The 11,839-nt window shown below is 71.4% G+C and carries 8 protein-coding genes and 1 tRNA gene; 6 read left to right on the forward strand and 3 right to left on the reverse strand.

Features of this window, described 5'->3' with window-relative positions:
* Positions 1-187: 187 nt before the first annotated feature.
* The 5 genes from ACIGZJ_RS10370 (at position 188) to ACIGZJ_RS10390 (ending at position 6,950) form a co-directional block, all read left to right on the forward strand.
* Positions 188-1,336 (forward strand): hypothetical protein, encoded by a 1,149-nt coding sequence (locus ACIGZJ_RS10370; protein ID WP_396456817.1) that lies wholly within the window; start codon positions 188-190, stop codon positions 1,334-1,336.
* 85 nt (positions 1,337-1,421) lie between these two features.
* Positions 1,422-3,131 (forward strand): alpha/beta hydrolase, encoded by a 1,710-nt coding sequence (locus tag ACIGZJ_RS10375; RefSeq protein ID WP_396456818.1) that lies wholly within the window; start codon positions 1,422-1,424, stop codon positions 3,129-3,131.
* A 76-nt stretch (positions 3,132-3,207) separates the two neighbouring features.
* A complete protein-coding gene (gene leuE / locus ACIGZJ_RS10380; protein ID WP_396456819.1) occupies positions 3,208-3,867 on the forward strand; it encodes a leucine efflux protein LeuE in 660 nt (219 codons plus the stop codon).
* An 81-nt stretch (positions 3,868-3,948) separates the two neighbouring features.
* Positions 3,949-4,022: transfer RNA gene (locus ACIGZJ_RS10385), tRNA-Thr, on the forward strand.
* A gap of 333 nt (positions 4,023-4,355) precedes the next feature.
* Entirely contained in the window at positions 4,356-6,950 is a 2,595-nt protein-coding gene (locus ACIGZJ_RS10390) for a DEAD/DEAH box helicase (protein WP_396456820.1), read from the forward strand.
* A 72-nt stretch (positions 6,951-7,022) separates the two neighbouring features.
* Here ACIGZJ_RS10390 and ACIGZJ_RS10395 read toward each other — a convergent pair whose 3' ends face one another.
* Positions 7,023-8,657 carry a tyrosine-type recombinase/integrase gene (locus tag ACIGZJ_RS10395; protein WP_396456821.1) on the reverse strand — a complete coding sequence of 545 codons (1,635 nt, stop codon included), beginning with the start codon at positions 8,655-8,657 and terminating at the stop codon, positions 7,023-7,025.
* Positions 8,654-9,313: a helix-turn-helix domain-containing protein gene (locus ACIGZJ_RS10400; protein WP_396456822.1), complete on the reverse strand. Its 660-nt coding sequence runs from the start codon at positions 9,311-9,313 to the stop codon at positions 8,654-8,656. Before ACIGZJ_RS10400 ends, ACIGZJ_RS10395 begins: the two co-directional genes overlap by 4 nt.
* Positions 9,314-9,405: 92 nt before the next feature.
* Here ACIGZJ_RS10400 and ACIGZJ_RS10405 point away from each other — a divergent pair, with 92 nt between their 5' ends.
* Complete coding sequence (locus ACIGZJ_RS10405) at positions 9,406-9,678, forward strand: hypothetical protein (RefSeq protein WP_396456823.1); 273 nt, start codon at positions 9,406-9,408, stop codon at positions 9,676-9,678.
* 48 nt (positions 9,679-9,726) lie between these two features.
* On the opposite strand, the gene ACIGZJ_RS10410 is transcribed toward ACIGZJ_RS10405, so the two are convergent.
* The gene (locus ACIGZJ_RS10410; protein WP_396456824.1) at positions 9,727-11,838 is read right to left on the reverse strand and encodes a hypothetical protein; all 2,112 of its coding nucleotides are present in this window, start codon (positions 11,836-11,838) and stop codon (positions 9,727-9,729) included.
* Position 11,839 lies beyond the last annotated feature (1 nt).

Genomic DNA, 11,839 nt, shown 5'->3' on the forward strand with positions numbered 1-11,839 from the left:
TCCTACCCGGTTGTCCCACCTTCGAGTGAACGGGCGGTACGCGCCGGGCACACCCGCGTGTGACCGCCGGGTCGTCCCGCACGCTGGGGGCCGACTGTGCCCCGCCGCCTCCCGGCCGCCGGCGCCGTCGCCTCCCCACGGCACCGGGCCCGCCGGCGCCGGCCCTCGTCCCGAGGTGGTGCGTCCCATGGTCCGTTCGCTCCTCGTCGTCCCCCTGCTGGCCGCCGCCGCGGGAGGTGTCTGGCTGGCGCGCGGCGCGCTGCTGCGCTGGCGGGACCTGCGGTCCGCCGCGACCTACGAGCTGGCCGGCGACCAGCGGCCGATGCTGCTGCGGGCGGCCGGGGCGATGGTCTGCGGGGTCTGCGTCACGGCGCTGACCGTGCTGACGGCGCTCGGGACCTTCGGCGCCCTCGGCGGCTCCGGCGGCCGGGTGGACGGCGCCGAGCTCGCGGTGGGCGACGGGCGCGAGGCGGTGCCCGGCGGGGTGCGGCAGGCGGCGCCCCCGGTGGCGGACCCGGTGCCCGCCGCCGCCCCGGCGGCCCCGGCCCCGACGAGCCCGGCGGCAACGCCGGTGGCCAGCCGGTTCGACAGCGTCGGGCACCCCGGCGGCGGCGAGCTGCTGCAGTCCGCCGTACCCGGCCCGGACGGGCACCCGCGCAACGTCCGGGTCTGGCTGCCCGCCCAGTACGCCAAGGACCCGAACGCGCGCTTCCCGGTGGTCGTGATGCACGCCGCCACCCCGCGCAAGACCGCCGACACCGAAGTCCCCGACGTCTTCGAAGGCCTCGGCTCGGCCGTCCAGACCGGCAAGGCCCGCCCGTTCATCCTGGTCGCCCCCGAGGCGCCGAACGGCACCGCGCACCCCTGTGAGCTGGTCGCCGCCGCCCCGCAGGCCGTCGCCGACGACGCCGCGCTGCGCGCCGTCGTCGCGGGCGCCTTCCGCACCCTGCCGCCCGGCCCGGCCTCCTGGGGCGCGCTCGGCGTCGAGGACGGCGCGCCCTGCGCCGCGGCGGCCGGCCTGGCCCGTCCGGACCTGTACGGCGCGGCCGCCGCCGTCTCAGGGCGGTACGACACCGCGGCGCTGGCCCAGACCGGGGCCGAGGCCCCCGCCAACGCCGCCCCGCACCTGCTGCTGGCCGCCGCCAAGGCGGACGGCGCCGGGCTGGACGCGGCCCGCAAACTGCAGGCCGCGCTGCGGGCCGGCACCGGCTCGGCGGCCCGGGCCGACGTCCGGATCTCCGACAACGTGCAGGACTACACCCGGGACCGGGAGCGGCTGCGGCTGGTCCGGCAGGCGGCGCAGTACCTCGCCGAGACGCTCGCCAAGGCGTCCTGATCACCGGCGCGGAGGGCACTACGCTTCCCGGGATCCGGGCGGCAGGACAGGGCGCCGCCGGGCGCGAGCACCCGAGGGGGAGCAGATGCGGGCAGAGCGGGACCGGCGCGGCGGGGCGGCGCTGACGGCCGTGCTGGTGGCCGCCGGGCTGTTGGCCGGGGGCTGCGGCTCCCCGGCGCCCACGCCGGGATCGGCCTCCTCGGACAGCATGGCGCCCGGGACGCCGCCGCCCGCGGTGCAGGGCTTCGCACCGGGCAGCGGCCCGGGCTCCGGTCCGAGCTCCGGGTCGGGCTCCGGTCCGGGCACCGGTTCCGGCGCCGACCGCCCGGGTGCCGTGCCGCTGGAGCCGCTGCCCGCCGCGGTACCGGCCGCGCTCGCCTCCTACTACGGGCAGCGGCTCAGCTGGCAGCCCTGCGACGACGGCTTCGAGTGCACCGCCTTCAAGGTGCCGCTGGACTACGACCACCCGGCCGACGGCGAACTCACCCTCGCGGCCGCCCGCGCCCCGGCCGTCCCCGCCGGATCAGGGTCGGCCTCCGCCGCCGGGGAGCGGCTCGGCTCGCTGCTGCTCAATCCCGGAGGCCCCGGCGGCTCGGCGATCGAGTACCTGGAGGCCGCCGCCGGGAGCTACGACGCCGGGGTGCGGGCCCGGTACGACCTGGTCGGCGTCGACCCGCGCGGGGTCGGGCGCAGCAGCCCGGTGACCTGTCTGACCGGCGAGCGGATGGACGCGTACACCGCCGCCGACATCACCCCCGACGACCAGGCCGAGATCGACGCCCTGGTGGCCGCCGACCGGGAGTTCGCGGAGGGCTGCCGCCAGCGCGCCGGGGCGGTGCTCGGCCACCTCGGCACCGTCGAGGCGGCCCGCGACATGGACGTCCTGCGGGCGCTGCTCGGCGACGAGCGGCTGAACTACGTCGGCAAGTCCTACGGCACCTTCCTCGGCGCCACCTACGCCGGCCTCTTCCCCGGCCGGGTCGGTCGGCTGGTGCTGGACGGCGCGATGGACCCCTCGCTCGACGCGCTCGGCGGCAACCGCACCCAGGCCGGCGGCTTCGAGACCGCCTGGGCGGCCTTCGCCAAGGACTGCGTCAAGCGCGAGGACTGCCCGCTGGGCGGGACCGAGCAGGAGGCGGGGGAGCGGCTCGCCGCGTTGTTCCGGACCATCGACGCGCAGCCGCTGCCCACCACCGACGCCGACCGCCGGCTGACCGAGTCCCAGGCGACCACCGGCGTCATCCAGGCGATGTACGCCGACTTCCTCTGGCCCAGGCTGCGCACCGCGCTGGCCGACGCCCGGGCCGGTGACGGCACCGGTCTGCTGAAGCTCTCGGACTCGTACTACGAGCGCGGTTCGGACGGCTCGTATCCCAATCTGATGTTCGCCAACATGGCCGTGAACTGCCTCGACCTGCCCGCGCCGTTCACCGGCCCCGAGGCCGTCCGCCAGGCCGTCCCGGACTTCGAGCGGACCTCGCCGCGCTTCGGGCGCGACATGGCCTGGATGGCGCTGACCTGCACGTACTGGCCGGTCAGGGCCACCGGTGCGGCGCACACCGTCCGGGCCGCCGGGGCCGCGCCGATCGTGGTGATCGGCACCACCCGCGACCCGGCCACCCCGTACGCCTGGGCGCAGTCGCTGGCCGGCCAGCTGGAGTCCGGCCGGCTGCTGACCTACGACGGCGACGGCCACACCGCCTACGGCCGCCACAACGCCTGCGTCGACGGCGCGGTCAACCGCTACCTGCTGGCCGGGGAGGCGCCCGAGCAGGGCAAGCGCTGCAGCAGGTGATTTTCGCTTCAACCATCGACCGGTCCGACGTTACGATGAGCGCCCCGCCACCCCTGCCACACCCCCGGAGCGCACCGTGCTCGGAGTCAACGACCTGGCGACGTACGTCCTCGGCGCACTGGTCATCGTCCTTCTCCCCGGCCCCAACTCGCTGTACGTGCTGTCCGTGGCCGCCCGCAAGGGCGTCCGGACCGGCTACACCGCCGCCCTCGGGGTGTTCGTCGGCGACTTCACCCTGATCAGCCTCACCTCGCTGGGCGCCGCCTCGCTGCTGGAGGCCAACCCGGCCGTCTTCGCCGTGGTGAAGTTCGGCGGCGCCGCGTACCTGCTGTGGATCGGCGTCGGCATGCTCCGCGCGGCCCGCCAGCTCTGGCGGGAGCGCCGGAGCGCGGCCGCCGGCCCGGAGGCCGCCACCGCCGAGGCCCCGGAGGACACCGAGCGCCCGTTCCGCCGCGCCCTGGTGATCAGCCTGCTGAACCCCAAGGCGATCCTCTTCCTGCTCTCCTTCTTCACCCAGTTCGTGGACCCGTCCTACGGGAAGCCCGTGCTCTCGTTCGTGCTGCTCGGCGGCGTCCTGCAGACCTTCAGCCTGCTGTACCTGTCGATGCTGATCTTCGCGGGCACCACCCTCGCCACCGCCTTCCGCCGCCGCAAGCGCCTGTCCGCGACCCTCACCAGCGGCGTAGCCGTCCTCTTCGCCGGCTTCGCGGCCAAGCTCGCCGTCTCCTCCGCCTGATCACCGGGCCCGAAAGCCGGTACGGATCACCGCCGAAACCTGTGTAGACTGGCCGCCGTTGCCAGCACATCCGGCAACGGCGCCGCCTTAGCTCAGTTGGCCAGAGCAACGCACTCGTAATGCGTAGGTCATGGGTTCGAATCCCATAGGCGGCTCAGTAAAAGCCCAGGTCAGATAGCCTCTGACCTGGGCTTTTTGCCGTTCTGTGACCTTTGGTATGGGGCCTGCGTGAGCGAAAAGGGCTTCATGATCGCTCCCGGTGGACGTTCGGTGGACATTCGTGCAGCGAGCGTGCAACCCGGTGGACAGGGGGCTCGCCTCCGTCATTGGCGCGGTGTGTGACCTGTTGTGGAGGGTCTATAAGTTCGACGTCATGCCAGCCGACCCGCCGGGTGCCCCCAAGCAGTGTCACCCGAACGGAAATATCGCGGCTGGGCGAGCACCCGGAGCCGTAGAGTTCGCACCCTAGGAGTGAGGAGCGAGCGGTGGTGGATGCGGCCAAGCCGGACTTCGAGCAGAACCTGGCGGACTTCGAGTCAGCGAAGTTCTCCCAGCTTCGGCCAGGGCAGAAGCTGGTCCTCACTGCCTACGGGGAGCAGTACCTCGACTCCCCAGATCTGGCCATCGAGATGCCTACTGGCGACGGCAAGACCCTGGTGGCGTTGCTGATTGCTGATGAAGCGCTCTCGCGTGGACGGTCAGTCGCCTACCTGGCCGGCACCCGTCAGCTGGCCGAGCGCGTGGAGAGGGAGGCCGAAGCACTGGGGCTGGAGGTGGTCCGCTTCGCCGCGAGAGAGTACGGCGGCGCCAGACTCGACGACTATCACCAGGCCCAGGCTGTCGGCGTGATGAACTACTGGGTCTACTTCAACAGCAATCCCGTCCCAAAGCCTGCCGACCTGGTCATCTTCGATGACGCCCACCTTGCTGAGCAGCCCCTCAGCGGGTTGCAGACCCTCCGAATCCCAGACAAGGTCGGCCCCGCCGGGAAGCTCTATCGGACGCTCTGCGAACTCGTGGTGGCGCGGACCGACGCATACCCGGGGCTTCGGGCGATGCTGGACGGCACCGCCCGGCTTGGCACGCCACCCGAGTTGTTGTCCTTCAGCGACTGGAGCGCAATCGAGTCCCCAGCGCGGGCTGCGATCGAAGCGTCGCCCCTCACAGATCCCGCGCTCAAGCACGAGCAGAGCTACGTCTGGCCCAGCGTCCGCGACCATCTCACCCAGTGCGGCGTCCTTATCGGGCCCTCCGGGATCGAGATTCGCCCGTACCACTCGCCGACCATGCTCAACGCCCAGTACAAGCGGGCCAGGCAGAGGATCTACCTGTCAGCCACCCTCGGCTCGATGGACGATCTTCAGCGGCGAATCGGTGGCGAGCCAGTCACTCGGCTAACCACTGCTGTGCCGCTTCCCACGGGCGCGACGGGCGAGCGACAGCTGGTCCTCAACCCCACGACCGCAAGTCCAACTGACGAGCGTGTCCTCGAGTGGGCCCTAGCCCAAGCCGAGGCGGCCGGCGGCCGAGCGGCGTGGCTTTGTGCCAGTCATGCCGAGGCTGATGCTCTTGAGGAGACACTCGCCGAGTACGGACAGCAGGTCTACCGACTTAAGCCCGGCGACGACTCAATGGTCGATGCCTGGAGCCGCGCTGAGACCGGACACCTGATTACCGCAGGCCGCTATGACGGGCTCGACCTCGCCGGAGATCTGTGCAAGCTGGTCATCGTCACCACGGTCCCGCAGGCCAGCAGCGAGTTCGAACGGTTCGTCGTCGCCTACCTCGGCGACGCCAGCTTCATGCGTCACCGAGTCGGCCAGCGAGTCACCCAGGCGCTCGGCCGCGCGAACCGTGAGCCAACCGACCGCTCCCTCTACCTCGGGCTCGACCCCGGCTTCGCCGAGATCCTCGCCGACCCGGCGGTCCGCAGATCGATCCCCGCCGGGACCGAGCCCACGATCAGGGCAGCACTAGAGGTCTACGACGAGGGCTGGGAGGGCACCCTGCGAGCCTGCGCCACCTTCTGGCAGAGCGACGTTGAGCCCGTCGACGCCGCCGAAACTGCAGCAGTCAGGACGCCTCGTCGCAGGGCGCGGCCCGGGCGCAACACCGGTGGAAGCGGCTATGTGTCCAGCGCCGACGCCGAGGTCTCAGCCGCTACGGAGCTCTGGCTCGGCGACTGCAACGCCGCAGCCAACAAGGCACGAGAAGCAGCCACCCAGCTCGCCCAGGCCGGCGAAACCGAGCACGCTGCGTTCTGGCGCTACGTGGAGGCCCACGCCTACTTCAACCGCGGACGAAGCCAGGACCGAGTCGCCGCACGCACAGCATTGCAGGAGGCCATCGCGGGAGGACCGCGTACCACGTGGTTCCGCCGACTGACCCGAACCGTCGCTGATCTCGAAGGCTACAAGCACGCCGCCGACGACACCGATCGCTTGTTCCTCGCCTGGGACGACTGGCGTCGCGAAGCCGGCGGTCGGCTTAATCGCGTCCTCTCAGACGGACGGGCCCTGCTCACTGGGAGCCACGACCAACAGTGTGAGGGGCTGACTAGACTCGCCCGCCTCGTAGGCGCCAGCGGCGAGCGTCCGCCTAGCGCTGAGCAGAGCGCAACGGACTGCCGCTGGACGTGGTCCACCGCTAAGCGTGCCGAGCGCCGCGTTTGGGAGGTCAAGACTGTCCCGCAGGGCGAGCCGAAGCCCCTCGCCCGAGATGACGTCAACCAACTGCTCGGGCAGATCGAGGTCGAGACCAAGCGCACTGCCAAGACCCGCCTCTTCGGGTGCCTGCTCACGCCGGCGACTGCTGCCAACCCGGACGCCGCCGAAGCAGCCCACGACAGGATCGTGTTGGTCAATCACGAAGCTGCTGTACGGCTCTACGACCTACTGGCTGATCGTCTCCGCCAGTACGACGCGCTATGTGGCGATAACAACGCCGAAGCGCGAGGCGAAGCTCGTACCAGGATCGAGGCACTCCTGCCGCAAGAAGATGGCTGGCTGGGCAAGCTGCTAGCACCCACACGTGGGCGATTCATCACTTCTGACGACGTAGCCGCAATTTTCCCGTCGACGTGATGAAGAGCAGCGCTACCGCACAGAACGGCAGGGCTCCGGTCAGCGAACTGACCGAGGCCCTGCCGTCCAGGCTTACGCCGACTGTTCAGCTTCGTCGTCGGCGGCATCGTCGACGGCCTCCGAGGGTTTCCGAGGGGGCGTGAGCCTTGGGAGGCGACGGGGCTTCAGCTTGCCGTCGTCGGTGACCACCGAGAGCGGGCGGCGGCCGTGGGGGACGAGCGCGACGACCTTCTCGGCGGCGTCCTTCGCCAGGTCGTCGAGGACGGTCTGGTAGGTGTCGCGGGTGATCCGGGTGTCCGAGTGGCCGAGCGTCTCGGAGACGACCTTGATGTCGACACCGGCAGCGAGCATGAGCGTCGCGGCGACGTGGCGAAGGTCGTGCAGGCGGATCGGAGGCAGGCCGGCTGCTTCGACGAGGCGCTCGAACAGGTCGGACATCTTGCCCGGGTGGATGATCGAGCCGTCCTCGTTGGTGAAGACGCGGCCCGTGTCCTGCCAGGCGTCGCCCCACTCCAGCTTCTCCTGCTGCTGACGTTCCCACTGGAGGTCGAGGAGCCGGTCGGTTTCGTCGTCGAGTGCGAGCCAGCGGACGCCGGAGCTGGTCTTCGGGGCGCCTTCGTAGACGTCCCAGCCGTCCTGGATGAGCTGGGTCGCGACGGCGATGGCCTTCGCCGCCTTGTTGCGGTCCTCCCAGCGGAGGCCACAGGTCTCGCCTCGCCGGGTGCCTCGGAAGGCGATGGTGCGGTAGTAGAGGTAGAAGCGGTGCTCCGCGATGAAGTCGAGGAAGTCGGCGGTCTGGTCCGGGGTCCAGACCATGACCGGGCTCGGCCTCTCGCCCGTCTCCTTCCACCGGGCGATCCGTTCGGCGGTCCAGACGAGGGCCTTCGGCTTGGTGCCGGGCAGCAGCTCGACGTGTGCCGCCGGGTTGAAGGGCGGCATCTCCTGCTGAGCGATGGCCACGTTGATCGCCGCGCGCAGGGTGTCCCGGATGTGGGGCTGGGTGTTGAGGCCAGTGGGACGCCGGAAGGGCGGCATCTGGTCGAGCTGAGCCTTGAGCCACTTGCGCCGGGCCCGGTTCTCCGCGCCCTTCCACGGGGTCGCGTCTAGCTCCGCCTTGACCGTGCGGCGCTGCTCGTTCTGCTCCTGGACCTCGATGTTTCGCTCGTTGATGTCGTCGAACATCTTGCTGACGTGGTGGACGCGGAGCTTGTCGAGCCGGAGGTGGCCGAGGTGGGGCTTGAGGTGGTTGCGGATATCGCAGTCGTAGCGCTTCCAGCCGCCCCGGCTGAGCCGCTTGCGGCCGTCGAGCCAGGTGTCGAGCCACTCCGCGACGGTGATCTTGGCGTTGAGCGGCTGGCCCGTGGCGATCCGGCGGCGGACCTCGTCGTAGTCCGGGACCGGCGCCTTCTCCTTGAGGCAGTTCTCCAGCAGGTCACTCAGCTGGAGTTTGGCCCAGGCATCGTCGTCCTCGGGTATCGCGAGGAGCGCGCGGACCTTGTCGAGTTCTTCCTGCGCCTTGGTGGAACTCTCGAAACCACCCCGGCGGAAGCGGCGTCGGCGGCCTTCCTGGTCGGGCTCCAGCTCCTGGAAGACTGTCCAGACGCCGTGGCGGCGGGACGACTTGAGCTTGGGGCAGGCGGCCCCGTACTCCTTGTCGGTGCCGGGATCAACGCATCGGCACCGGCGGGAGATCGTGCCGTTCTTCACTCTCTGTCCTCTACGTGTGCTTCGTCCTCTGCCTGGTCGATGACCGTCAGGTCACCGGGGAGTGCGGGCGGGACGAGACCCCGCTCACGCATCCGCTTCCGGAAGGAGGCCAGCTCCTTGCGGTCGGCGTCCGCGTACTCCTCATATCCGGCGGCCAGCTCCAGCAGAGCGGCTCTGCGATCTGGTGCCGGTGCGGTGTTGGCGGCCCGGCGTCGGTCCGTGGCCAAGGCAGCAGATGCCTTGGCTGCCGTCACGAGGTCGCCGTGCTCCCGGAAGGTGTCCAGCACGTCCCGTGGGCTTCCCGGCGGAGCCGGTTCCGTGATTGGCGTCTCCCCGGTGAACCATGCGAGCGCGTCCCACGTCGAGACTTCCCTGCCGGGAAGCACCTCCACGGTCTCGGTGGCGCCGAGGGGGAAGAGGAGGGCGACGGGCGGCACACCGAGCGAGTCCGCGAGGGCAAGGAAGTCGGTGAGCGTAATGCTCGTCCGGCGCCCCGATTCCAGGTTCTTGATCGTCTGATCGCTGATCTCTGGTAGGCCGCGTTCGGCACAGCGCTCGGCGACGGCCGGCATCGTGAGGCGGGCATCCGTGCGCGCCTTGCGCAGGGAGCCTACGACCTGGGCGGTGAACCGTGCCGACCAAGAGTCTGAGTTCATGGGTGCACTTTACGATCGGGAAAAGTGCCGCCGCAACTCCGTGATACAACGATTCGCATCACAGCGGCACGAAGAACGACAAGGAGAGCGTCATGGCTGCACCTTCCGCCGGTGGCATGACCGTCGACGAACTGCTCGCCCTCCCGGTGGCAATCGACCTCGACACGGCGAACCGGGCGCTCTGCATAGGTCGCTCCACGGGCTACGGGTTGGCGAAGGCCGGGCAGTACCCGGTTACGGTTCTGCGGCTGGGTAACGCCTACCGAGTGGTGACGTCTGACCTGCTGAAGCTGCTCGGCATGGAACGTCGGGCTGACTTGGTCCCGTCGGCGCCTAGCGCCCCCCAACACGGGCTCTGCGCGTAGGCCCGCAGCACCGTCAGCTCGACCGGCCGAAGCACGGGGCGGATCGGGTCACGAGGCGAGCACCGCGGTGATGCGATCGTTGAGGCGCCTTTCGTCTCTCGCGCTGGTGAGGGCGGTGTACTGGTTGAGGCTGGCGGTGTACCAGGCGAGGGCGACGTCCGACTGTCCGGAGCGTTCGGCGGCCTGCCCGAGGAACTCGGTGGTGCGGGCGATCCAGTGGCGGTGGCCGAGGTCGGCGAACTCGCGCCGGGTCTGGACGAGCGTGGCGGCGGCGAGATCGTGCTGGCCGGCGAGCGAGTAGCCCTCGCCAAGGTAGGCCAGCGCCCTCGCGGCGTTGAGAGGATCGGGCGGCTGAAGGCCGGTGAGATCGGCGCGGGCCATGCGCAGAATCGGGAGGGCGAAGTCGACATGGCCTTGGCGAGCGGCTGCGGAGGCGAGGAGCATCCCGGCGAGCCCTGCGCCCCGGCGGTCGTCGAGGTCGCTGTAGAGGCTGAAGGCTTCTCCGAGGAACGACTGCGCCTCGTCGTACAGTTCGGCGTCGTGGAGGGCTGCCCCGATTCCGGAGGTGTACTGGGCGACGCCGGCGCGGTCGCCCGCAACGTGGGCCAGCGCGGCAGCCCGTGAGTAGTGGGTGGCGGCCTCCTTGTGGCGTCCGGCGGCGACCAGGCCGAGGGCGAGGGTGGAGGACATCTCGCGGATCGCCATCGGGTCGCCCCAGCGGAGTGCGGCACGCAGTCCGGCCTCGTACACGATGATCCACAACGGGACGTCGCGGTGGTAGTGGAAGAGGGGCCACAGGTCGGAGGCGAGGGCGCAGGCAATCGTCGGGTCGCCGCAGTCGACGGCGGTGATCATGGCGGCGCCGACGGCGGGAGCGATGGCCTCCAGCCAGGCGAGGGCCTCGTGCCGGTTGGTGAAGCGGACCGGCTCGACGGGGCGCCCCAGGGATGGGCGGGGCAGGGCGCGGTGGTGCGGGGTGAGGAACTGGGCGCAGGCACGGGCGGCCTGGAGCAGGTGGGTGAGGTAGCCGGCGCAGGCTTCGTCGGCAGCCAGCCTGGCCGGGGCTCCGACGCCGATGGCGGCGCTGCGGACGGCGGGGCGGAGCGTGTAGAGGTCGCCTCGGACGGCGGCACGGTGGGCGGTGTCGAGCAGGCCCCGGGCGGCCAGCTCGGTGAGGAGCACGCGGGCCTGGTCGCGGGTCGTGCCGGTCGCGGCGGCGCTGGAGGCGAGGTCGAGGTCCGGGGCTGGGACCAGGGCGAGCCGTCGCAGGAAGCCGGCTTCGCGTGGCGACAGGTGGGTGAGGGCGGTGTCGACGGCGTCGCGCACGGGGTTGTCCGATCGGGTTGCCCCTGATGGGGAGGGCGCGGGTAGGCCGGCGCGCAGCGGCAGGTCCGGCTGGAGGACGAGGTCGGCTGCGGCGAGGGCGATGGCCAGCGGCATCCCGCCGTGGAACCCGACGAGGGCCGCCGCCCCGTCCGGGTCGCGCCCGGTGCGTTCCTCGCCGACGATCCGCGACAACAGCCGCAGGCCGTGCTCGGCCGCGAGTGGCCCGAGGCGGTGGTGGACGGCGCCGCGGGCCAGCAGCGCGGGCAGTGGGTCGCGGCTGGTGACCACAAGCAGGCAGTCCGGCGTCGCCGGAATCAGCGGCAGCACCTGCCCGGCGTCGGCGGCGTCCTCCAGCACCACCAGCACGCGCCGCCGGGCGGTCTCACTGCGCCACAGGCCGAGAAGGTCCTGCTCGGCCCAGGGCAGCGGGGCGTGGTCGCCGAGGCCGAGTGAGCGCAGCAGTGACCGCGCTGCCTCGGCCGCCGTGGCGGGGCCGCCCGGTGAGTCCGCGCGCAGCCGGGCGACCAGCTGGCCGTCCGGGTATCGGTCGGCGATCTGGTGGCCCAGTTTCGTGGCGAGGGCGCGCTTGCCGACGCCGTCCGGGCCGGTGATCACCACGACGGGTGCCGTTTCGTCCGCGGGGGGCTGGCTGAGGACGGTGCCCAGGGACAGCAGGGCCTCCTCCCGGTCGGTGAACACGGCTGGGACGGAGGCGAGTTGTCGCGGCACCAGTGTCGGGAGCGAGGGCGGGCCAGGGTGGAGGTGCACGCCGCCGGTGATGGTGCCGGCCTGGACGGCGGTGACGACCGAGGAGCTGTCGACGGTGTTGCGCACC

It is taken from the genome of Kitasatospora sp. NPDC052868 (genome assembly GCF_044547105.1).
Taxonomy (GTDB): domain Bacteria; phylum Actinomycetota; class Actinomycetes; order Streptomycetales; family Streptomycetaceae; genus Kitasatospora.

Excerpts from the sequence above, each read along its gene's own strand:
- ACIGZJ_RS10405 (WP_396456823.1), top strand. The coding sequence starts at position 9,406 with ATGGCTGCACCTTCCGCCGGTGGCATGACCGTCGACGAACTGCTCGCC.
- ACIGZJ_RS10375 (WP_396456818.1), top strand. The coding sequence starts at position 1,422 with ATGCGGGCAGAGCGGGACCGGCGCGGCGGGGCGGCGCTGACGGCCGTG.
- ACIGZJ_RS10370 (WP_396456817.1), top strand. The coding sequence starts at position 188 with ATGGTCCGTTCGCTCCTCGTCGTCCCCCTGCTGGCCGCCGCCGCGGGA.
- ACIGZJ_RS10400 (WP_396456822.1), bottom strand. The coding sequence starts at position 9,313 with ATGAACTCAGACTCTTGGTCGGCACGGTTCACCGCCCAGGTCGTAGGC.